The 23510-nt window shown below is 47.7% G+C and carries 21 protein-coding genes and 1 pseudogene; 9 read left to right on the forward strand and 13 right to left on the reverse strand.

The features are described from left to right. Positions 1–504 precede the first annotated feature (504 nt). A pseudogene (locus E0698_RS27735) lies at positions 505–1433 on the forward strand (ISL3 family transposase). Between the two features lie 201 nt (positions 1434–1634). Here the strand turns inward: E0698_RS27735 and E0698_RS22945 are convergent. Next, positions 1635–2456 carry a YheC/YheD family protein gene (locus E0698_RS22945; protein ID WP_192513010.1) on the reverse strand — a complete coding sequence of 274 codons (822 nt, stop codon included), beginning with the start codon at positions 2454–2456 and terminating at the stop codon, positions 1635–1637. A gap of 211 nt (positions 2457–2667) precedes the next feature. Between E0698_RS22945 and E0698_RS22950 the strand changes: the two genes are divergently transcribed. Together E0698_RS22950 and E0698_RS22955 are read left to right on the forward strand one after the other, a co-directional pair. Further along, on the forward strand, positions 2668–3543 hold the full coding sequence (locus E0698_RS22950; RefSeq protein ID WP_192513011.1) for a DUF6492 family protein: 876 nt from the start codon (positions 2668–2670) through the stop codon (positions 3541–3543). 26 nt (positions 3544–3569) lie between these two features. Further along, positions 3570–4913, forward strand: coding sequence for a sugar phosphate nucleotidyltransferase (locus tag E0698_RS22955; RefSeq protein WP_192513012.1), 1344 nt, complete (start codon positions 3570–3572; stop codon positions 4911–4913). 131 nt (positions 4914–5044) lie between these two features. On the opposite strand, the gene E0698_RS22960 is transcribed toward E0698_RS22955, so the two are convergent. Both E0698_RS22960 and E0698_RS22965 read right to left on the reverse strand, forming a co-directional pair. Then, positions 5045–5773, reverse strand: coding sequence for a succinylglutamate desuccinylase/aspartoacylase family protein (locus E0698_RS22960; RefSeq protein ID WP_192513013.1), 729 nt, complete (start codon positions 5771–5773; stop codon positions 5045–5047). A 15-nt stretch (positions 5774–5788) separates the two neighbouring features. Beyond that, a complete protein-coding gene (locus E0698_RS22965; RefSeq protein ID WP_192513014.1) occupies positions 5789–6814 on the reverse strand; it encodes a glycosyltransferase in 1026 nt (341 codons plus the stop codon). A gap of 349 nt (positions 6815–7163) precedes the next feature. Here E0698_RS22965 and E0698_RS22970 point away from each other — a divergent pair, with 349 nt between their 5' ends. Then, entirely contained in the window at positions 7164–7640 is a 477-nt protein-coding gene (locus tag E0698_RS22970) for a C40 family peptidase (RefSeq protein WP_149094038.1), read from the forward strand. A gap of 82 nt (positions 7641–7722) precedes the next feature. On the opposite strand, the gene E0698_RS22975 is transcribed toward E0698_RS22970, so the two are convergent. Both E0698_RS22975 and E0698_RS22980 read right to left on the reverse strand, forming a co-directional pair. Continuing rightward, positions 7723–9099, reverse strand: coding sequence for a sensor histidine kinase (locus E0698_RS22975; protein WP_192513015.1), 1377 nt, complete (start codon positions 9097–9099; stop codon positions 7723–7725). Further along, positions 9096–9809 carry a response regulator transcription factor gene (locus E0698_RS22980; protein ID WP_337916443.1) on the reverse strand — a complete coding sequence of 238 codons (714 nt, stop codon included), beginning with the start codon at positions 9807–9809 and terminating at the stop codon, positions 9096–9098. The genes E0698_RS22975 and E0698_RS22980 overlap by 4 nt, the downstream gene beginning before the upstream one ends. Positions 9810–10112: 303 nt before the next feature. Here E0698_RS22980 and E0698_RS27140 point away from each other — a divergent pair, with 303 nt between their 5' ends. Next, positions 10113–10322, forward strand: coding sequence for a hypothetical protein (locus E0698_RS27140; RefSeq protein WP_238354110.1), 210 nt, complete (start codon positions 10113–10115; stop codon positions 10320–10322). 152 nt (positions 10323–10474) lie between these two features. Here E0698_RS27140 and E0698_RS22990 read toward each other — a convergent pair whose 3' ends face one another. The 5 genes from E0698_RS22990 to nadA form a co-directional block, all read right to left on the reverse strand. Further along, positions 10475–11146 carry a phosphatase PAP2 family protein gene (locus tag E0698_RS22990; protein WP_192513017.1) on the reverse strand — a complete coding sequence of 224 codons (672 nt, stop codon included), beginning with the start codon at positions 11144–11146 and terminating at the stop codon, positions 10475–10477. 171 nt (positions 11147–11317) lie between these two features. Continuing rightward, positions 11318–12088: a GNAT family N-acetyltransferase gene (locus E0698_RS22995; RefSeq protein WP_192513018.1), complete on the reverse strand. Its 771-nt coding sequence runs from the start codon at positions 12086–12088 to the stop codon at positions 11318–11320. A gap of 258 nt (positions 12089–12346) precedes the next feature. Next, complete coding sequence (gene yidC, locus E0698_RS23000) at positions 12347–13183, reverse strand: membrane protein insertase YidC (RefSeq protein WP_192513019.1); 837 nt, start codon at positions 13181–13183, stop codon at positions 12347–12349. Continuing rightward, positions 13149–13469, reverse strand: a complete 321-nt coding sequence (locus E0698_RS23005) for a hypothetical protein (protein WP_192513020.1) — start codon at positions 13467–13469, stop codon at positions 13149–13151. Before E0698_RS23005 ends, yidC begins: the two co-directional genes overlap by 35 nt. 92 nt (positions 13470–13561) lie before the next feature. Then, entirely contained in the window at positions 13562–14668 is a 1107-nt protein-coding gene (gene nadA / locus E0698_RS23010; RefSeq protein WP_192513021.1) for a quinolinate synthase NadA, read from the reverse strand. Between the two features lie 168 nt (positions 14669–14836). On the opposite strand from nadA, the gene E0698_RS23015 reads away from it, so the two are divergent. Beyond that, complete coding sequence (locus E0698_RS23015) at positions 14837–15991, forward strand: IscS subfamily cysteine desulfurase (protein ID WP_192513028.1); 1155 nt, start codon at positions 14837–14839, stop codon at positions 15989–15991. Further along, the gene (locus E0698_RS23020; RefSeq protein ID WP_149094045.1) at positions 15988–16527 is read left to right on the forward strand and encodes a transcription repressor NadR; all 540 of its coding nucleotides are present in this window, start codon (positions 15988–15990) and stop codon (positions 16525–16527) included. The genes E0698_RS23015 and E0698_RS23020 overlap by 4 nt, the downstream gene beginning before the upstream one ends. A 157-nt stretch (positions 16528–16684) precedes the next feature. Here E0698_RS23020 and greA read toward each other — a convergent pair whose 3' ends face one another. Beyond that, a complete protein-coding gene (gene greA / locus E0698_RS23025; RefSeq protein ID WP_192513022.1) occupies positions 16685–17164 on the reverse strand; it encodes a transcription elongation factor GreA in 480 nt (159 codons plus the stop codon). Between the two features lie 255 nt (positions 17165–17419). On the opposite strand from greA, the gene E0698_RS23030 reads away from it, so the two are divergent. Both E0698_RS23030 and E0698_RS27370 read left to right on the forward strand, forming a co-directional pair. After that, complete coding sequence (locus E0698_RS23030; RefSeq protein ID WP_192513023.1) at positions 17420–17773, forward strand: hypothetical protein; 354 nt, start codon at positions 17420–17422, stop codon at positions 17771–17773. A 29-nt stretch (positions 17774–17802) separates the two neighbouring features. After that, the gene (locus E0698_RS27370; RefSeq protein ID WP_262384646.1) at positions 17803–17937 is read left to right on the forward strand and encodes a hypothetical protein; all 135 of its coding nucleotides are present in this window, start codon (positions 17803–17805) and stop codon (positions 17935–17937) included. A 143-nt stretch (positions 17938–18080) separates the two neighbouring features. Here the strand turns inward: E0698_RS27370 and E0698_RS23035 are convergent, their stop codons facing one another. Both E0698_RS23035 and E0698_RS23040 read right to left on the reverse strand, forming a co-directional pair. After that, complete coding sequence (locus E0698_RS23035) at positions 18081–21116, reverse strand: endonuclease (protein WP_192513024.1); 3036 nt, start codon at positions 21114–21116, stop codon at positions 18081–18083. 99 nt (positions 21117–21215) lie between these two features. Beyond that, a complete protein-coding gene (locus E0698_RS23040) occupies positions 21216–23117 on the reverse strand; it encodes a serine hydrolase domain-containing protein (RefSeq protein WP_192513025.1) in 1902 nt (633 codons plus the stop codon). Between the last annotated feature and the right edge of the window lie 393 nt (positions 23118–23510).

The following is a 23510-nucleotide window of genomic DNA, read 5'->3' on the forward strand; positions in this document are numbered from 1 at the left end:
GACTGCATTCCAGACCCAGCATACAGGAGGCGCTTTTTTGTTTCAAACCTCAAATTAATTCATTACAGGAATGGCTCCTAAAATAAAATTATGTCGTTCAGAGAGGTTCCTCAAACCCATTCGTCGTTAAAACTCCTCACAGAATCGCTCAGACACGTTCTTAAACAACATCTATTTCCAACTATATATATTTTAACAACTTAGATAGTCAAAATGGCTTAAAACGCAAATTAGAGGTTTTAAAAAGTATCTGACTTGTATCGCCAGCGATAACTGGTCTGTCTAAAAGTATCTAACTACATGTCATCTATAGCTACATATCATAAATCCTATTTTTAATTTTCAACTTTGCAACAGAACCCACAAATATTTATAAAGCATTAGAAACAACAGATAAAAAAACAACAAAACAAAACAATTGCCCCATTTAATCAAGATAAGAAAAAACACGCTCAAACCCCTGTAATGTTGTAAGTCCCCACAAACAACAAAAGGAATAAACTGATGCAGACTAAATATATCAATGAAATGCTCGACTTACCAGAGCTACAGGTTCACCAAATTTTGTCCATTGATACCAAAGAACTTCACATTAGAGGCGTACCGATAGGGTATAAACAGCGCTGCGCCATTTGTAAGTCCAATCAAAACGTCATTCGCAAAGGAAGTAGTACTGGTATTAGGTGTTGATGACTTTGCATAAAGAAAGGTCATACGTACAACACGGGCATTCACAATCTCAAAGGCGAAGCGATGCTAGACCTGCTACCGGGCCAAAAGTTGGAAGACTTGCGGACGTATGCGAGCAACCATTCAGACTTTCTTCTGTTGAAGCCCAAAGCGGTGGTCATGGATTTAGCTAAGGCGTACCATACTTGGATCAGTGAATGCCTTCCGAGTGCGATTCGTATTGCCGATCGGTTTCATGTGCACAGTTATGTGATTGAAAGCGTGCAGGAAGTTCGAAAAACCGTCCAGAACACGTTAACTCCACGGGCGAAGACCTATTTGAAAACCCATCATCGCTTGCTAAATCCGCCTATGGAATCGTTGGATGAAGAAAGTAGAAAACGGCTGGAACTGCTGCTGAACTACTCTGTGCTGCTCCGCAGCGTATGGGCGTGGAAAGAAGCGTTCACGACTTGGTATGACTGCTCACCGAGCTTTGTCGTTGCCAAACTGGGATTTGAGCGTTGGTGTGAGCGCGAGGCGATCAACTTGACCATGCTGCTGTCCGAAGTGTGCTTAAGACGATGCGTAATTGGAAAGTGGAAATCGTGAACTATCATCAATGCCGATGGACCAATGGGACCGTAGAAGGTCGCCATAATCGTATTAAAGCCTTTCAACGTCGCCATTACTTCACACGAAATTGCAGCCGCTATAAAGCAGGCATTCTCATCGAATGTAACCGTTATCGGATGCTCGGGTAGCTGTCAAGCACTGATTATAAGGTTGAGCCGCTTTTCCAATTCCACTTTTTTCATTACATCAAATTCGTTGAGTTGTTTTTTACGCTCACGGAAAGGAAACCCGAAAAATCAGGTATATAAAAAGGATGAATTCATGGAACATTCATCCTTTGATTTCTACATATAGTCTGGCTTTATGTTATTTAAGAAATTCATTCTTCGTCATGAAGTTTTTGCTTTCTTAAGGTCTTTATCTTTGATTTTATCTTTGACCGGGACGATGATTTTCTTCTTTTCATTGGCAAGTTGCCAATACCTTAACACTTTCCGATACATAGACTTATCTTTTAATTGGTTAAAAATATACGGGTCCGGCTTCGTATTCACCTCAATAATCCACGGGGTAAAGCCGCGATCCAGCCCGATGTCCACTCCAATTTGCCGGAAATTTGGATATGTTTTTTGTAGATGTGTCGCAATGGTGATGCCCAGTTCATTCAATTTTTTTACCAGTTCAGCCTGCTTGCTTTTGGTTAAATGGGATTCCAGCAGTTGCTCCAGTGCCATCGGCTTGCCGCCGCTATGATAGTTGGTTACAATTTTGCGGGGATGACCGAGCCGACCAATAATTCCGGTAGATTCCCATGGCCCTTTTGCATTGCGCTGCACCATGACCCGGATATCAAAATAACGCTTCTGATGCCGCAGTAAATGGATGCCTTTTTGAATGAGATAGCTTTGCTTGCCCGTTTTCTTCGACAGACTGGTAAACAGGCCCTCCAAACTTTTGAACTCCAGACGCTTTTCCTCATACTGATAGGCAAAACGTTGTCCTTCCTCCTGCTCTACTCTCATCACACCTTTGCCAAACGTGCCTCGCTCAGGTTTTACATAAACCATGCCGTATTGCTCCAGCATCGACTTCAGATTTGCTTTGTTGTATTTTTGAGTATTCGGTATAAAAGGCTTGATGCCGCGATGCTGGAGCAGCAATTTGGTTTTGTGCCACTTGCTGCGCAAGGCCTGCGCTTGTGAAAATTTCACTTGCCCCTCTCCTCTCTGCTGTCAGGGTAGAACGCTCCTGTATGAAAAGAACAATCCATCGTATGCACCAAATCCCCATCCGAAAGCGCCATCAGCCCTATTCCGCATATAAATGGACGACTGGCCTTGCCCGGTCGAAAGCGCCTGTCCGTACATACAATAATATAAGACGCCGAACGCGTACATTTTGCATAAATAGGGAGTGAATAACATGTCAGCGCAATCGGATGGGCAACGGAAAGGTTCCCTAACGATAGATGTTCTGATTCCTGCAATTGATAAGGATATCGCCACGCTTCCACTGGTGATTGACAGCCTGCGCCGTCACGTGCAGCACCGGATTGGAACCATTTATATCATTTCACCGCAAAGTGCCGGACTCCGCCGTCTGTGCGCACACAAGAAGTGTACGTTTGTAGACGAAAAGACCGTTCTGCCCATCACGAAAAAGGATATTCGCTACGGAACAACGCGTTGGGATCGCTCAGGCTGGCTGTATCAGCAATTGCTTAAAATGAACGGTGACAAAATCAGCAAAGCCTCTTTTTTTCTGGTCATTGACGCAGATACCGTCCTGATTCGTCCACATGTGTTCCGCAAAGACGGCAAGACAATATTTTACTATCGCACCTGGAGCCAGCCGGAGTATTTCCGCACCTACCACAAGCTGATGGGCGTTAAGGCCCCTTCACCAAAGTCCTTTGTTACCCACTATATGCTGTTTGAAAAAGCACGGCTCACCCGGCTCAAGCAAGTCATTGAAGCCCGCCACGGGATTCCCTGGTACAAAGCGATTATCCGCAGTATAGACCGGACGAAGCAGTTTGGATTTTCTGAATATGAAACATATGCCAACCACCTCTACAGCAGTGATCCCTCCCGAATGATTTTACGCAAGTCACTCAATAAAGGGCTTCATAGTCGAGCGGACTCCCTGTCACAAAAACAACTGGATACATGCGCTAAAAGCCACCGTTCCTTATCTTTTCATCAACGCAAGGTGTATCAGCTGGCAGCTAAAAGGAAAACGGAAGCATCTGTGAAAACGAAAGCGCTCAACATGGTTTCAACTCATGATCCAAAATAGATCTGAAATCGAAGGAGGAAGCGCCTGTGCGCATTGTTCTGTTATGCGGCGGTGCTGGAAAACGGCTGTGGCCGTTGTCCAACGATATCCGCTCGAAGCTGTTTCTCCGGCTCTTGCCTGCCCCGGACGGGCAGAAAGAATCCATGCTTGGCCGGGTGTATCGTCAGCTTACTGTGGCCGGACTGGATGCCTCTGCCCTGCTGCTGGCTCACCGGAATCAGGTAAATCTAGCCTTTCGCCATACGGAAAGTCGTCTGCCTGTTCTGGGTGAGCCTGCCAAGCGGGGCACCTTCACCGCTGCTGCGCTCGCGGCTGCTTATTTGCACACCAGAGGTACAGGATTGAACGAAATCCTCTGTATCGCTCCGGCCGATATGTTTGCAGGAGAGGATTTCTTTCACAGTGTGGCAGCGCTCCCCGACCTGCTGCTCGATAGTGGAGCTGATCTGGCCATGCTTGGGACAAGGCCCAGCCATCCCTCTGACCAATACGGCTATATCGTGCCGGATCAGGAGATAACACGGGCGCATAAGGCTTCTTATGCGTTGGTTGCCCGCTTCACAGAGAAGCCGGCTCGCATCGGGGCACAGCAGCTCATTAGCCAAGGTGCATTGTGGAACTGCGGCATCTACGCTTTTACGCTGAGATATATGCTGTCCTGTATGAAGCGCTGCGATTTGCCGCTGAATGATAAGGAGCTGTGCGCAATGTATGACGACCTCCCTGTTCGCAGCTTCGACGAGGAGGTCGCGGGGCGTGCCAAACATGCCGTTGTCCTGCCTTACGATGGTGAATGGTGTGATATCGGAAGTTGGCAGGCGTTAACGGAACAGCTCGGCAGCCGGGTGATCGGGCGCGGACAGATCTGCGGTCCCGCTCAAGGAACGCATATCGTCAATGAACTGCCCTATCCGCTTCATGTCATTGGCGTCGAGAATATTATCGCTGCTGCCAGTCCTGACGGCATCCTCATTGCCGCCAAGAGCTATGCCCATGCGATCAAGGAGCAGCTAGGGGCGCTTCCGCTATATCCTATGCATGGTGAAACCGCTTGGGGCAGCTATCGTGTGCTGGACGAGTTCGATCACCGTAGCCTGAACGATATCCTGGCTATACGCTTGACGGTACTGCCAGATCAACGCCTGAATGGCCGTATCCACGGCAGCGGGCTTAAAGTGTGGACGATTGTTTCCGGCCGGGGAGAGGTCATGCTGAATGGGGAACGGTTTTCGGCGGCAAGCGGCTCCGTGTTCAGCATCCCAACGGATACGTATCATACCATCAAGGCCAGTCTGGATACGTCGCTGGAACTGATCGAGGTACGTTTGGGCAACAGTTTGGTGAGTGCCTTCTATAAATCTGACTCCTGACGACATTACAGTAGGACTTACTAACGTAACTACTCCTTCATGAAACCACCAAACAAATAATCGCTTCTGTAGTCAGGGGAATAAACTTCCCTTGCTTCAGGAGCGATTTTGCGTTGTAATGTTTTGCCTGGCTAGGTTACACCTACACCTCTGACCTGAGCGGATAAATATACTCCGTTAGTCTTCATCATCCCTGCTTCTCTCAAAAAATGCTGTACGATCTGCATATGATAATTTATGCGCACTTTCTTGGGCAGACTCCAGCCTGTTTCCACGGTAACCGAGCGCGCTCCTAAAATACGGGCTGCCGCCGTTCGAGAGGAACCTGGAAGCTCGCGCAGCCGAATGTTGAAATATTGGTCTTTCACCTTGATGGAACAATTCATTCGCTTTATAATCCGGTGCACCGTAGGGACCGCCGGATTGCCGCTATTGGTAATCAACGTCTGACCAAGCACCTTGGCATCCTTTTGAGATAATCCGTTGGCTTCGTGCAGATCCAGGTACCATTCGGGTCGATGCTTTCGTGCCAGTTCGAACACAGCCGCTGCCAACGGTTGCGTGGCCGCTTTCTTTTTCGTACGCGGAAAGGTCCTGTTCAGATCAGGCACACCTCTGATCCGCTTGCGGTAGGCCACCTGGTTCACAATGGGTATGATCATGAGCTTGCCTTGGCTGAGCCGCAGCTTCTGTTGATTCAACAGCTCCACCAGCTTCTCAGCGGCCCGAATGCTTGCCATTTCCTTGCCGTGTATGCCCGCAACCACCATCACATGCGGCCCTCCCTGTCCCTCAGTCGCTATATAATAAGGAGTAGCCCAGGGGGAACCCTTCCCAAGCATATGCTTTTTGACCCTCATTCCCTCCACCTCCGTTTAGGCTCTCGATGCCCCGTTCCTCTTTCCTTCCCGGCGAATGATTTCACGGTACAGCTTCAAATATTTATCGGTCATCTGCTTGTTGGTAAATCTTTGCATGACATACAAGCGAAGCTTGGCTGGAGACGGATAGTTTTTTTGCCGCACCTTTAGTACCATCTGGCCAACCGACTTGCAAATCAGCTGCGGAAAGCCTGCCAGCACCTCGGGAACCGAACCGTTTTTCAAAGCCAGCACAGGTGTCCCGCAAGCCATCGCCTCCACCATCACAAGTCCAAACGGCTCTTCCCACAATGTCGGAAACAACAGACACTCCGCGTGCTTGAGTAGCTTTTGCTTCTGTTGGCCCCCCACTGCTCCTATATAACGGATATTGGGATTGCGCTGAATCCGTTTTTGAATCTCCTGGCGAAAAAAAACCGGAGCTTTGATCGGTCCGGCAATCAGCAGCCTTTTTCCTGTTTGTTCTGCAACCTGAATGGCCTGCAAAACGCCTTTATTCCGTATTATTCTGCCCATGAACAGTAAATAGCCGTGCTTTTTGTCGCTAAACTCGTAATCATGTGTGTTGATGCCGTTATATACATAATAGCCTTTTCCCTCGCCCATCAACTGCCGTGCCCGCTTGCTAACATATACCGGATTGTTGCCATGCTTCTTCACAGGAAGATGAACCGTGGATACTGCCGGACAAGGAAGCTTTCTGTTTCCCATAGCCGAACGAAAGGTATGATCATGAATCATTTGCGTTCCGGGAGGCATATGCTTTAATACGAATTGGGGGATTTGACCATGCTTCAAGCCCTTGGGATAGGTAATCAACCGGGCGCTGCTCTTACTCCCACGGGCGGCAAAAAGAGATACATGATGCCCCCGTTTTACCAGTTCCTCTGTTAATTCATACACAATCTTTTCCGTTCCGCCCTTAATGGAGGGCACCGGCTGTGCATTTGGAAAGTTAGAAATGACCTGAACAATGGTCAGACGTTGGCTTTTGATCGTTTTATCCTGCTTTGGAGCCATGTGAATTCCCCTTCCTGACCGGAAATACAGTGTGACTATTACAATAAGACGGGAGCTTGAGCCTACTCCCGTACAAGTTATAAATGTAGTATATAGGTATGTATATTTTGCATCATTGCTTGTGCGAATCGTCTTCAAGTCGGTTTTTGTCATACAGGCCCAGTGATAAGGGGAAGCTGTACATTTTGTCAATCCAGAATTAAGGAGAAAATTCTCATCGTTTTCTAATAAATCAGGGCAAAGCGTTGGGGTAACAGGATTGTAACCTTGAGTGGTAAATTCCGGATATTTTATTTATGTTATTGTCATTTCAGGACATCAACAAAATACGAGATAACGGAGGAACATCATGAAAAAACATACTACTAAAAAATTATGGATGGGCATTTGCGTTACGATGACATTGGCTTTCAGTGCAGGCAGCTTCGTTGTAGGACCAGATACCATTCATGCGGCTTCCGCGAACAAAGCTAATCGGGTTATTGCTACGGGTTCCGAGTTCATGGGCGTACGTTATCAGCATGGAGCGCCGGCAGGCAACACAAATTCTTTTGATTGCTCTTCTTTCACTCAATATGTTTTTGGACAAAATGGCATCAAGCTTCCACGCTCGTCCAGACAACAATCGACCGTTGGTACCTTTGTGCCACGCAGCCAGCTTCAAAAAGGCGATCTGGTCTTTTTCTATTCACCAATTCACCATGTAGCGATTTATATGGGAAATGGCAAGCTGCTGCACACGTTTGGTAAAGGCGGCGTAACGATTACCGATCTGAACTCAGGATGGTGGAATTCCCATTACACTACAGCACGCCGTGTTCTTTAGGACAAGCACCCGAGGGGCTGTTCAACCATTCACTCACACTATACTGGAATCAACAAAAGGGCTGTTCCGCGAGTAGATATGTCTACTGGAGGGACAGCCTTTCCTGTTGATTCTGCGGCAGTATTACGATGACCTCGCTTCCTTTTCCCTCCACACTCTCCATCCGGATCGTCCCCTGATGGGCATCTGTAATAGCCTTGGCAATGGGCAACCCCAGCCCGGTTCCTCCCGTTTTACGGTGTCGGGAGCTGTCTACCCGGTAAAATCGTTCGAACACTCGCTTGACCTCTCCCTCAGGTATCCCGATTCCAGCATCCTTGACTCGAATTTGGACATGCTTTGCCTCTGTGGACAAAATGATTTCAATCTCATCCGAGCTGTATTTTAGAGCATTGTCGAGCAAGATAACCAGTAACTGCTTCATTTTGGCCAGATTGGCATCCAACCAGATTTCTGGTTCATCCCTAAAAATAGTAATTTGCCGATCATGTACTGTCTTGAGATGAGCCACTACCTGCTGACAGCAGCCAACTAGCTCCATTCGTTCATGTGGTTCGGGATTTCCCTGCTGTGAGGAAGCCAAGGCCAGCAATTGCTGTGTCATGGTGCGCATCCGCTGTGTTTCTTCATAGATGGATTGAATGGATTCTTTATAAATGTCCTCGTCACGCGTGCCCCACCGCCGCAGCATGTTGGCATAGCCCTCGATAATCATAAGTGTCGTATTCAGCTCATGCGAGGCATCCGAGACGAATTGTTGCTGGCTTTGGAAGCTTTCCTCCAGCCTGCCCATCATTCGGTTGAAGGTGGCTGTCATTTGGGACAATTCGTCATGATTATGACTGCCAACGGGGATCTTTTTAAACTTCAGACTTCTTTCAATCTCCTGCATCGTCTCGATGCTGCTCGAAATAGGCAGCAATATGACGTTCGCCAAAATCGTGCTGCCTACCAGACTAAGTAACATTGCCCCTACGGTTGATGTGATTAGGATTGTATTCAGAATATCGAGATTGGTTTCGAGCGCATCCCATTTTTCCACGATTTCCAGCGTTCCCTCCTGATTGCCCTCCGGGGAGAGAACCGGGAGATGGATGACCAAAATTTTATGTCCTTGTACATCCGTCAGCTCCGAGCTTTGAGAAGGGTTAAAACGTATATTACCCAGCTTGAAGCGGGGCTGGCGGCTGACTTCATACAATAAGCGGGATTTCTGATCAAAAACTCTCAGGATCGTATCCCCTGAAAGCTCGTCCTTTAGCTTGGGGCTCCACGCATTTTTCAGGATCATGGTCGGACCGGCCTCGGCAATGATTTCAGTCCATTTATTTTGCAGCACTTCTCTTTCATTCCGGGTCGCAATTTTGACAAACAGTAAATGCACCGTTACGTCTACAAACAGGAGAATGGAGAGGACTAAAATAGAAGCAAGCAAAGTAATTTTCGTCCGCAGCTTCAATACTCTTCCTCCCTGATGCAATATCCTACACCGCGTACGGTTTTGATCAGCTTCTTTTTGTAGCCATGGTCGATTTTTTTGCGGACATAGCGGATATACACATCAACGACATTCGTATCGCCGACAAAATCAAATCCCCATACATCCTGAATAATCTGATCCCGCTGCAAAACCTGATTTTGATGCTCCATGAGGTAGAGAAGCAGGTCAAATTCTTTGGGTGTTAACTCCATATGCTTCCCTTCACGCACCACAGACCGTGTCTTGCGGTCTAACACCAAACCATCGACCTGAAGCCGGGACGAGGGCTTGCTCTCTTCATGTGGAGGGATCGTCGCAGACTCCGGTTGATGTCTCATGCTCGCCCGCATCCGTGCCAACAGCTCCTCAATTTCAAAGGGCTTCGTAATATAATCATTTGCTCCCTCGTCCAAACCGGAAACCTTATCAGTTGTTGTGTTACGCGCGGTCACCATAATGACAGGTGTAAGTCTGTCGATTTTCCGTATCTCCCTTAACACCTCAACCCCGTTCATCTCAGGCAGCATTACATCCAGAATAATAATGTCCCAAGTGCGCGTCAAAGCCTTATCCAGTCCTTCTCTGCCGTTTTGGGCGATTTCGACCATATAGCCTTCATGGGATAGCTCCAATTGAAGCAGTCTGGAAATTTTCTCTTCATCATCGATCACCAGCACCGACTTCTTCACCACAAAATCACCTTTTTTCATAGAAAAAATAAATGATAAATGGAAATGACATTCATTTTTTATTTAATTTTAAGCTTTTAGTTGTCCGATCCCTATATAATATAACTTTGTAATTCAATTTTTTGATATTAAGGAGTATTTTATTCATGCTAATTAATGTAGACTATGCCTTGTTTCACTGGATCAATGGGTTGGCTGAACACCTTGCCTTTTTGAATGGATTGATGCGTTTTATGGCGCAATATGCACCGTATTTGTTTGGAGTGGCATTACTTGTATACTGGTTCAGCTTTAAAATGCCGGGTGATAGTGTTAGAAGCTGTTGTAACTGTATGTATCAGCTTTATGATCAGTTGGGGAGGCGCACTCATTGGAGCAGGCTGCGCCATCGGCGTGCATACATTCATTCGAAGCCGTAAGCTTCCTGCTATCTTCATACAGGCGGCTATTATTTTTTATGAGAATTGGGAGCATAAACTGGGGCTCAAACCTGCCAAGCAGGTCAAAGGCTGATCGTTCTCAAACATATTTCTCGACTACAAAACAGACGCTGTTCGCGTCTGTTTTTCTCTTTTTAGAGTTTGATTCAAGCATTTTTTGAAGTAACTTCATTCTTGTTCAACCCGTTTGTTTTTTATTCCTGTTCGTACGCTTGCCCTTTCCAGCTATGCTGTCGATTTGGAGCGGAGAGGTGGCATACGTTCTTCATAACGCTGATAAAACCAGATACAAGCCGTCATCCAGCTTCCGCTCATAAAATAACCCCCCAGTACGTCGCTCGGGTAGTGCACTCCCAGATAAATACGACTTGTCCCAATGGTTACAATCAGTATCGCGCTGACCGCAACAAGCAGGATACGGCCCAGCCTGGATGGGACATGCTTCCATATGAGAAAAGTGAGCGCTACGTACATCGTAAAGGCAGTCATGGAGTGTCCGCTGGGAAAGCTGTAGCCATTGGCTTCAATAATACGATTAATCTCGGGGCGTTCGCGCCGAAATAACATTTTTAGTACCATATTCAGCAGCACCGAGCCCAACACAGTAATGGCTAAAAATAGCAGCTCTCTACGATGCCCCAATACTCTGTACAACACAAACATGGCGATCAGCAGAATGATAAAAACCGGAACCTCACTCCCTATGGTGGTGAAAAATTCCATGAAGCGAGTCATAGCAGGCGATTCCAGCTGTTGCACAACCGTAATAATTCTAAGGTCAAAATACCGCACTTGTTGATCGCTGACCCACAATGCGATTAAACCGAAAACGAGCGCACATACTGCGCAGGTAAGTAATGCCAAGGAAACAGGCAACTTCGTTTGCGTTTGCTTCATGATGTTATTTGTCCTCTCCGTAATATTCGTTTCGTGGTAAAACGGGTGTATTTCGTGCTGCTTCGCTTGTACAGTACCATTCCGCCTACACCGTTTTAAATGTGCATTTTCAGCTTATATAGTGTTTTATTTACTGTATCCATATTTCGTTTATCCCTATCATGAAGGGGATTATGTTTTAGAGTAAAGTAATTTCAGCTTTTTAGCAAAAGAGCGTGGAGTCAGCCTGTGATACGAAATCAGTTCTCCGTTAAAAATTACATGGAATACACCGTAAGGTGTCGGAGACAGTTCCATCAGTTGTGGACGGTTATCCATAAGAATGATTTGAGGCTGTATTCCCAAAAGTTCGGCCGCTTCGATCACATTCTGTGTGGCAATCTCGAGATACGGGCATTGACGGGTTCGCAAGATGGTCAATCCTTGAGCAAAACGCTCCAAGCGTTGGGTCCAGTTATCAGGAAAATACGGATCAACGAATGTTGGATCAAGCTTGTACGTATATAACTGAAAAGAATGAGGTGCTTTGTCTGCAAGCTGAAATCCATTTTTAAGAAAAACATCAGGACTTGGCGCCCACGATGTATCCGAGTTGGTTACAACAGCCACTCCTTTTTTGCCCAGTTTCACTGCGTCCTCAATACAACGCTGAATGAGCTGAGAGCCTATACCCGCTCCCGTCACGCCAGCCCATAAGCAATGAATCACAAGGTAGCCATCCGCATGTACAGCTCTCCACGCCTGTTCTCCCGGCGTATATTCGACAAACCCTACCGACTTGTTATCTTTTCTTAGTTGTATGTAAGTCAGACCACGACTGAGTTCCTGTTCTGTCCAATTCAACTTTTGAATATATCCTGGTGCTTTTTGCATACTTCTCATGCAGTAGCAGCCGCTCTCTCTAATTTGGTTCTCCTGCCATTCAAGGGTTGAAATGTTCATATAACCTCTCCCGACTTTAAAAATCTATACTATAAAAAACGGATGATTGTTATATAAGCTGAACTTAGAAGTTACTTTTCAGCTTATATACCATATAACCCCCTAATTTCCCAGGTGGCCTGACTCAAGGGAGATGGAACTGATTAGTTCAAAAAGAAGAGGACCGAAAATGAATAAATGCCTCCAACCTTAACGGTTCAAGAGGCATCTATTCATGATGTGACTAAATACGTGTAGGCTAAAGCCACTATACTCGTTCTAAGTTGTTGGGGTTACTTCGCCGAGCTTGACCTTATCCTCTGCTTCCTCCGTTGGATAGCGTCTACGGAACCATAGCGACTGGAGCAGCAAAAAGGTACCACTTACCGTCCAGTATAACGGCATGGCAGCAGGCGCGTTAAAAGAAAAAACAGCCATCATGATGGGCGAAAGATATCCCATGATCGCAAACTGCTTGCGTTGCTCAGCCGTCATTTGAAGCTGGGATAGCTTGGCCTGTGCCAAGTAAACGACTGCGACGAAGATTGCCAAAATCCAGTCCGGCTGCCCGAGTCGGAACCATAGGAACGAATGAGACGCCAATTCCGGGGTAAGCCGGATGGCAGTGTACATACCGCTCAATATGGGTAGCTGAATGAGAATAGGCAGACAGCCGATATTCAGCGGATTAAATTGATGCTCTTTGTAAAGTGACATCATTTCCTGCTGCATACTCTGCTGACTGGCAGCATCCTTCTTATTTTCGTACTTCTTCTTAACTCGGTCTAAGTCGGGCTGCATAGCGCTCATTTTGCGCTTCATCCCCTGTTGAGCACGTGTTTGGCGCATCATAAGCGGCAGTAACGCCAGACGGACGATTAACGTCAATGACATGATCGCCAGTCCAAAGCTTCCGCCAAACCATTGCGCTAGTTGCTGAATGAGCCAGGATAGTGGGAACACCACATAATGATTAAAAAATCCGGGTGTATGTGCATTAATCTCCGCAGCATTCGCGCCGCAGCCGGAAAGCAGCATAACCACCGCCAGCGCTACCATAATTCCGAATATCCGTTCTTTTTTACCCCAAAAGATGAATCCCTTGAATCGTTTCATATGTTCCTCCTCGTTGATTGGCTGTGCCATCGTTCAACGAGGGGGAACAATCTGACGCGTCTTCATCCGGCGCTTCCTTCCGCCGGATATGACGTGCCAGCCGGATAGGCATGTCCTGCCCGCGGGCAGTTAACGGCATCAGCGGAGAAGCATGCGACCGCACGGCCCCGCCTTCTATCCAGCACTCGGGCACACTGCCGTGCAAATGAGCGAGATATGCGTAGGTTACCGTACACAGCAAGCCGATCGTAAATAAGTAGGGGAGCAGGTCCTGAAGCTCAAACAAGGGATTCACCTCCTTCGATTCGTTGCTACGATTATAGCACGAAACCAGGCAAGCGACTAATCTTTAAATAGAGATACAGGCTGGAAAAACCCTTAACGGATAGCAAGCATACGGTTCAGGGCCAGCACAGCATCCTGTCTAACCTGATCGTTGACACGAATCACACCCACAGGCTCTCCACGGTCAATCTGCTCCATCGCCCACAGCAGATGTGGAAGATCAATCCGGTTCATCGTCAGGCAGGGACACATATCGGGATTGAGCGATTCAATCTGCTGTTCGGGGTACTGCTGCCGGATACGCTGCACGAGATTCATTTCCGTGCCAACGGCCCATTTTGTCCCCGGCTCTGCCGCATGGATCGTGTCGATGATGAATTTCGTGGAGCCTGCGCAATCTGCAAGCTGAACAACCTCATGTGAACATTCAGGGTGAACGATGACCCGGATGCTCTCGTCGCGCTCACGGATACGATGGATATTCTCGACTGTAAATTTTTCATGAACAGAGCAATGCCCTTTCCATAAAATAATTTTTACGGCTGCCGGGTCACGGTCCGTCTCCAGTTGATCGGTCATTGGATTCCACACCGCCATTTCATTCAGCGGAATGCCAAGATCATAAGCTGTGTTGCGGCCCAAGTGCTGATCCGGCAAAAACAAAATGCGTTCCTTCTGCTTCAGCGCCCAGTCCAGCACTTGCTTGGCATTCGAAGAGGTCACCGTAGCCCCGCCATGTCTCCCCACAAAAGCTTTAATTTCTGCCGTGGAATTCACATAGGTCAGTGGGATGATCGTGTCGCCCACCATCTCCTGCAAATGCTTCCAGGCCCGCTCTGTCTGCTCCATATTCGCCATATCTGCCATCGAGCAGCCTGCGCGCATATCCGGCAGCACGACCGTTTGCCGATCCGTAGTCAGCATATCCGCTGTTTCTGCCATAAAATGTACTCCACAAAACACAATAAATTCTGCTTCCTGATTTTGTGCTGCCATTTGGGCAAGCTGAAGGGAATCCCCTGTTATATCTGCAAACTGAATAACTTCATCCTTCTGATAGTGATGGCCCGGAATAAGCAGCTTTTGTCCCCATTTTTGCTTCAAATGGGCGACACGCTGCTCCATATCAGCAACCGTCAGTGTCTTATAATGCTCTGGCATGAGTCCACGATTTCCTTGTAAAACGTCAAGCATAGACATTTGAATCCCTCCATTATCTCTGCGACTGTCTGACCCGTCTTCCCACGAACAGACAAGCGCTGTGTGTACCAATATGTTTACAAGTGTCTTGACACTTATATTTACACATGCCTACAATAATCTCAAGGCTTTTTGGATGGAATTATTTTTAGGAGGGGGAGATTGGCCATGATTTATCTGGACTATGCCGCTTCTACACCGATGTGTGACGAAGCTTTGAATATGTATAACACATTAAATAAGGAAATGTTCGGAAATGCCAGCAGCCTCCATGATGCAGGCGGTCAAGCAGCTTATGCACTGGATTATAGCAGACAACGGATCGCAGACATGATTGGAGGTCAAAAGGAAGGAGTTTATTTTACAACAGGGGGAACGGAGTCTAACATGCTGGCTGTACAGTCCATCCTGAACGGACTGCCACAGCATAAAAAGCACTGGATCATGAGCGCCCTGGAGCACCATTCGATGTACAATCTGGCTGCTTTGCTGGAGCGGCAGGGCTATGAGCTGACCATTGTACAGCCGGACAAGGAAGGTCGAATCACCCGTGATAATCTCTTACCTTATCTCAGAGAAGACACCGGGCTTGTATCCGTACAGCACGCCAACTCGGAAACTGGGCTTATTCAGGATCTTGCGACCTTGTCTCCCCTGCTGCGAGATCGTGGTATTTTCCTGCACAGCGACGCAGTACAAACCTTTGGGAATATTCCCATTGATGTAGCAGCCTTGGGGGTGGACGCTATCTCTATATCAAGCCATAAAGTGTATGGTCCCAAGGGTGTGGGGGCGGTATATCTCAGGCCGGGAACGCCGTGGCGCCCTGTGTATCCTGATACACTGCATGAAAACGGATTTCGCCCCGGAACGGTCAACGTTCCCGGGATTGCGGCGTTTGTTGCGGCAGCGGAAATGATGACAGAACAAATGGAACTGCATCAGGAACGATATGCCGCGCTGAGAGAGTATTTTTTTACCAAAATTCAGGAAAGATCAATCCCATTGCGTTTGGCCATACAGGAAAACAATAGGATTGCCAGTCTCAGTCATATTCTGGGATGTTTTTTTCACGGTTATGAGGGACAATATGTTATGCTGGAATGTAACCGTAGCGGTGTCTGTATATCCACCGGAAGCGCCTGTGCCGCCGGACATCACGAGCCTTCACCTGCTTTACAGGCGCTTGGAGCATCCGGTCGGGAGGCATTGCAATTTATCCGTATTTCCTTCGGAAGAACAACAACCACCAGAGATCTGGATGTGTTGGTGGATATTTTAACAGACCTGACAAGCAGACAAGAAAGGAGCTTATCCCGTTGACTGAATCTTTAAAACGGATGGGCACGGAACGCCGCGAACAGCTATTACTGTGGCTTAAGAGCGAATCCCCGCTGACCGGGAGCGAACTCGCACGCAGGGCTTCCGTCTCCAGACAAGTAATCGTACAGGATATTTCGCTGTTAAAAGCAAGCCAAGAGCCTATTCTTGCGACAAGTCAAGGATACATTTATATGGAGCCAGCAGGTCAGGCTGCCCCTCCAGCCTCACGTATTATCGTGTGCAAGCACCGACCTGAACAGACAGAAGAGGAACTAAAGCTGATCGTCGACTATGGCGTAAGTGTACAGGACGTTATTGTAGAGCATCCGGTATATGGTGATCTGACTGCTCCGATTCGGGTTGGAACCCGCAAGGAGGTGGACGATTTTATCCGCAAAATCAGCTCCACCCAAGCGACTTATCTGTCACAACTGACCGGAGGTATTCACCTTCATACCTTGCACGCCCCGGATGAAACCAAAATTAATGAAGCCTGTGCTGCATTGGAGAAAGCAGGCTTTCTAATAGCGGACTAGCTTGCAGTGTTATAGCAGCAGATAGTAAATACTATATAGTCCCTGTCTCGCATGTGGAGCGCACTCTGCGCTCCGATAAAGGGGCTTACAGGATGAAAAATAATCTCCTGAAAAGGTAAAAATCCCGGCCCCCTCATACAAGGGAATCGGGAACGGATTACGTTAACTTAATTTCGAGCAACTCGTATTTGATGACAGCCATAGGTGCATTTACATGAACGATACTGCCCACTTCTTTACCCAAAAGCTCCTTGCCTAGAGGGCTTTCATAGGAAATTTTGTTATCCAGCACGTCCGCCTCAGCAGGACTTACAATTTTGTACTCCATCTTCTCAGAAAATTCGAGGTCATTCAGAATGACTGTCGATCCGATACTAACGGTTCTAAGGTCCAAATTACTCTCATCCACGACCCGGGCTTTGGTCAGCATCTTCTCCAATATGAGAATCCGGGTTTCCATAAACGCTTGGTCGTCCTTGGCTGAGTGATACTCACTATTTTCTTTCAAATCGCCGTAGCTGATAGCCAGCTTAAGCCGTTCGGCGAGTTCCTTGCGTTTTACGGTCTTCAGTTCCTTAAGCTCATCCTCCAGCTTGGCCAATCCCTCTTTAGTCAACAAAACTTCTTCATTCGACATATTTTATCTACAACTCCTATTTGGCTTGCTTTATAGTAGTTTAACCTATATTGGAGCAACATGCGAAAAGAAATTACAGGGTGATAGGAGTCGGGTTCACCCAGACAGGGTTATTCTTACAGTAACCAACGCTTTCTGGTTCGCATATCATATGAATATAACGGCATTTTGAATGAGCACGCGCAGTTCCGTTGTCCTTATACCTCACTGGCATAAAAGACGGGCAAGGACAGCACATGGCGGGAGGAAGATTCAATGACTTCCTTAGGAAAGAATGGAAACCGTAATCGCAATCAAAAATCCAAATCATCCCCTAACCCCAACGGACAAAAGAAAAATGGGTTAAATAGTAACTCGTCTATCTTCTCCGCCCTGCATGGAAAAAATGTGGAGGTCATCGTAGCAGCCCTGTTATTAACAGGAAAGCTGCATGTCGATTCCGTTACTTTATACAGACAAGCAACGCTGCTTGTGGGATTAACGGGAAAATACAAAACATTAGCAGCAGACCCTTCCAACGTCGATAACATGGTGAAATTTTTAAATGATAACGGGAATATGACGCTGGATCAAGTGATACAAGCCTTTCAAAAGAAAATGCAAAAGTAATATGCCGATTACGAAAGGGGTTATTTGTGGTGAGTGAGCTTGCGCCAAGTGAGTTTGATGGAGAGCATTTTGCAGAGTTTCTTATTATTACAATTCTGATTGTTTTATTCTTCTTTGGCTCCACCAATATAGATAATCTCTCGGCTCAACCAACTCAATCTTAAATATGCAGGTCCCCGTTCCCGGGGGCTTTTTTTGTAATAATACCGATATCCGGGATGAGAACCGATAGACAGACATATGAAACGACCGAATAAGTAAAAAGAGCATCTAGCGACTCTCAAAAAGTCAGTAGATGCTCTTACATTTAGCGTTCTTTCACTTCGACGATTATCGTTTTGCCAAAAGTTTCTCCTGAGGCATTGACGAGCTCGGCCCGATACTCATAGGTGCCCGATTTGCGGCCTTGGATATCTGTGACTGCGCTTTGAGCCTGCGGCGTTTGGTTTGGCAGCTCTTGCGTGTCGATCAGCTCGCCATTTTCATATAAATGGTATTGGGTCGCATTCGTGCCCCACCACATGTTCATAGCAACAGTGTAATTGCCGTCACCATCCCAGTTGTTGTGAGATAGCACCGGAATGCCGGGCGAAGCATCGGTCACTTCGACGGTTAACGGGTCACTCACCATTTTACCGGAAGCGTTGATCAGCTCAGCGGTGTACGTATAAGTGCCCTTTGCCTTGCCCGTTAACGGGATGACTGCGTTCTGTGCCCCGGGGGAGGCGGATTTCAACGGTTGAGTCCCGATCAACTCGCCGTTTTCATACAGCTTGAGTTCGTCACCGTTCGTACCCCACCATAGATTCATGGTGATATTATAATCGCCGTCCTTCAATCCGGTATTCTGCCCGTTATCATGGGACAGTACAGGTTTGCCCGGCACTTCGCCTGCAACGGCTTTCCGGACTGTAACGGTTACTGGATTGGATACGATGGTTTTACCGTCCAGGGTTACGCTAGCCGTAATTTCGGCGCTCCCCTCTTTTTCTGCATTAATTTGTCCATACGTATCAAGGGTAACAGACTCATGACTGCTGGCATACTGAACGGAAGCATGACTTAAATCCGCCTGGCTACCATCCGTGAGCGTACCACTGAGATGTGTTACTGCTGTATCCCCAACGTTGAGGGTTGTTTGATCCAGCGAAAGCTTCACTTCTTGCAATGCCGCCCCTGCCTGAGCTGTAAAATCATCGAGACCACGAGGTTTTAATTGGTAACTCCCTTTGAAAATCGCTGAAATTCCCTTGATCTTCACTTGCTGTCCTTCTTGATACGGAAAAGAGGTCCGTGTTACGCCTGTACGCGCATCCACGCGTACATGTTGGCTTACCTCGCCGGACACCGCATCAAATTCGAACGAACCAACGGGAGTCGCGTCTACTACATTACGAATGATAGCATGTGGAAGTTCGACCAACTGCCCTTGGTTAGCATCGCTTAGTTCGGTGATCTGTAGAGCTTCCGGAAGCTGTCCTTCTCCTGTTTTTTCAATGGCCACCGGATCGGTCAGCTCCAGCTCGCTGTTATACAGCGCCAGGGTTGCCGTAACCTTCACCTGATCGCCTTGGTGAAAACCGCTTTGGTTTTGATATACGTAAATACCGCCGCTTTCATCCTGCATATAAAAGGCTTGACCGCCATATGCACCCGGTTCGGTCGTCACCGTACCTTCCAGTGTAACCACTTTGCCAGCCGGGAGACTCCGCGCTTCTGCAACACGGATACGAGCCGGGACGGTATTCCCTTCCTCGGGCAACGGCTGGGCCGGAACATTCGCCAGTACAACCGATTGCGTCAACAGGTTGCTGCCGTTTTGTCTCAGCCTGAGACTGGCCGAACCGCTGGTTCCCGGCTTGATCCGAACTGTGAGGTCTATGTAGGCATGCCCCTTGCCGTCGGACTTCAGGCTGAATGTTCCGCTATAGCCGTAAGAGGTCGGCCAGCTTCCATCCGGGTTTTGAATCTGGGCTACCTGATTGCCGCCCGCTACATAAATACCTGTGCTGAATCCGCTAACCGTGGTATTCGGTGCAAGTTGATCGGCTGCAATCCGAATTTGAAAAGGCTCTGCATTCGGCAGCTGTTCCTGACGAACGATACTGTACACGGGCTGCGCACTGGCAGTAGATCCACCATAGGCTCCAGCCTTAAAAGTCTGCTGATCCCACCACTTGTAACCGGCTGCGGGAGCGGACCAAGGCTCGGCTTGTGGCTCCGTCGAAGCCTGCGGCTCTTCAAAAGGCAGCAGTGCTGTCGGCTGGTCGAGCTGCAAGCTTTTCACATCCGTCAGACTGGTGTAGTTCTCCTGCTTGGATAACCAATCAACGATATTAACCAGCAACACGGCATCATCCTGCTCCTTAAAGCCGTCATACGTCGTCTTCTTGGTTCCTGTCTCTTCGCGCAGATATTTCGGTGTCGCATCTTCAACAGGAGATGAATCTCCGATGAAAGCAGCTTTGCCCAGTCCTACTTTGGATACGGCTGCATAGGGTCCTTCCGGTATTCCGCCTCCGTTATAGACGCCCTGATCTACCGCATTCCCCCAAGCCTGATTCGTTTCAGGCAGGTATACAATGCCCTTGGCTTTAGCCGGGTCGATAATCGCCAGCGTTGATCCTGCATGCATTGCCACATTACTCACTCCAGCTGTAATGCCGAACGCCTGCGCTGGCTCGACAATCTGATTAGCGGTAATATCGCCTAATGCATTGTAGCGAAAACGCACACCAAACTGGCTGCCCAGCCAATCTGAGCTGACTACGTCCTGCATCGCTGCCGAGCTTCTTTCTTCCGCGCTCATTCCCTTGGCAGGATCTTCCCATGCTCCGCGACGGTAGCCGTTAATACTCTCTGATCCGTCCCAACGGTTCTTGTTGCGGTCCGCATTATAATGATCTCCAATGAAGAAAATGCTGTTGCCTGCTTTGGCATACTGCTCCATCGCAGCCTGTTCGCTTTGTTTGAAAGGAATATTCGGCTCTGCCGTCACAAATACATCATAATCCTTCAGATCATTGTAAGTAATCGGCGTAGATTTGCGAAGCTCATGCACATCATAGCCGTTGCTTGCAAGGGCTTGGCCAAAGTCTGAAAATCCGCCATCAATCACCCAGTCTGCCGCACCGGCTGTCTGTCCGTGTGTATTATCGAACAACACTTTTTTGCCAGCGTTTTCATTGACCACTTTGGCTGCAATGAAAGGGGCCGGATCAGCCGGGCCTTCTGCCCATGCCGGTTGTATGCTGCTCACAGCACCAGCGTACAATGACAAAGTGAATACCATAGCGGTTGCATATTTGAAGCCACGGGATGTAAAACTGCGAAAGATTCCCATTCTATTCCTCCTGTTTGTTGGTTATGGCCCCCGATGAGGGGGATCAAATACAAATTCTAGCATTCATTTATGTTCGGACATGCGATGTTTTGTAAATGTTTAGGAGTAATGAACAGGAAGGAAGTTCCAGTAAAAAAGATATACCGTGTGCAATAACGTGATGATCGCAAACAGGACTTTTCCGGTGGCTCTGGCCTTCCTCTCTCCTGTAATCAGCCTTGCGCTGTTCACGATCAATACCCATACGGCAATTAGGGCTGAAATCAACGGAAGCGTGCAAATCCCCCAGATATACCAGGTGGGATAGCCATATACAATCTGACTGTTACCATAATTAAACTGCACGCCGAGAAAAATCGTATTAAGTAACGCGATGAATGCAAGGGTGGAAGAAATGTGAGCTTTATTTTTGCGGATAGCTCTTATCACATACCTTACGATCCAAATCAGCAGGGTTGTGATGAAAAACAAGGAGGCGGCAGCGTAGCTGACAAGTAATGTCCAGGTACGGTGCCAAAGTGTCGTCTGCTTCATGGTCTTGCTATCCGGGGCGATCATCATCCATGTACCGTTTTGCTGATACAGCAAAATTTTAAGCTGTCCTCCCTTTTCCGCAAACAGCCCATCGCCTGCCGCTTGAAAGATTTTGTCCGTTGTTTCATTTTCATTTGGGTACTCTCCGTTGACGATCAACGTGTGATCATCCTGAATGCTAACGGTGTATTTAATGCTTCCCAGCATCCGAATCCATTTGCCCCAACCATGAACGGGGTTCAGACTTACCTGATATACTCCCTCAACCTCTGGCGAAAGCTTCACTTCCGTGGCAGAACGAGCCAATGATCGAGGAGCAGCCTGCGACTCTGCGGGCAGCAATTTGGCTATCGAATTTATGACTTCTCCATGAAGCAGGGTGCCCGAGTCAGCCGCATTGATGGTCACAAAAATACCTATTTTTCGGGATGGAATCAGTACCATTTCGGAAATAAAATCATCAATTTCCCCTGTAGCCCACAGCATGGGTACTCCCGTCTCCAGTTGACCGCGAAAAAATCCGTAGCCCACGCCATCCAGACGCGCATCAGCTGCAAATTGCAGTGCATGCATGGCTTCTGCGGTTTGTGGCTGGAGCACCACCTGTTCCCCATACTTTCCTTCATTCAAATGAGTGATCAGATAATGTGAAAATTCATTTGGCGTGACGTTTAGCGCCCCCGCTCCAGGCAGATTGATATAAGAAAAAGGTTGCTTCTGGTATACTCCATCGTTCCACTGATACGATTGAGCCAATGCCGGATTGTTTAGCGGCAAATCCAGTGTCGCGCTAGGCATATCCATCGTCTGGAACAGATGTGTACGGAGGTAATCATCCAGTCCTTGACCGCTCACTTGCTCCACCAGATTACCAACCAGCCCGTAGGCCACATTACTGTAGTCATACTGAACGCCGGGCTTACGAATGGGAGGCTGATTTTGAAAATAGGTACTGAGATACTGATCTGTGGGCAAAGAGCCTGCTTTGGTCGGACTGTTAATGCCATACACCGCTTCGTCCAATCCAGATGTGTGTGTCAAAAGCTGATGCAGATTGAAAGGCTGATTTTGAAATTGCGAAGCTTTATAGCTTTTGAGATAGTTGTTCACGTCCTGGTTTAGATCAAGCTTGTTCTGCTCTACCAGTTGCATAGCGGCAGTTGCACTGAACGACTTGGTCAGCGAGCCGACGGGTACAATCGTCTTGGTCGGGTCGAAAGCCGTCTTCTGCTCCAGGTCCGCATATCCGTACCCTTTGCTGAAGTAAATCTGATCACCTTGGGTCACAACGACAGCGGCCCCCGGAATATGCAATTTTTCCAGCTCCGTACTCATGATTTGTTCCACTGTCTCTTCCAATTGATCTGGCGTTATGCTGCCTGCTGCCCATGCCGTATCAATGAGCAGGTTCCAGAAAAACAACGATGCTATGAATGCTGATAGGCAAAAAATGCCTTTTTTCTTCATGTGAAGTACCATCCTTACGTGTGAAGTGGTCTATACAAGCCTAGTCAAAAATTCACATGGTGTGCCACTGCGCAGGCGGATGGTGCTTCCCATCGCTGTTGCCCACAGATTTCTTGAATGAACTCACAATGGTCGAAATCTGGGGGCAAAGGCGACCGCTATCGCTTGTACAGCACCATTCCGACCACTCCGTTTTTGATGTGAATTTTTTAAGTTCAGCTTGTATAGCCATTTTTGATGAAATAGTTGATTCATTAACGGTGCGGTGATTGCATAGCGGAGCAGGTCATTCCGGTCGGTCTTGGAGCAACCAGCATGGCGCTATGGAATCATCGCACTTCCCATAGGGGCGGGCAGATGATAAAGGAGAATCCTGATCGAGTCGCGCAAGCA

This window comes from Paenibacillus sp. 23TSA30-6 (genome assembly GCF_014858585.1).
Classification (GTDB): Bacteria; Bacillota; Bacilli; order Paenibacillales; family Paenibacillaceae; genus Paenibacillus.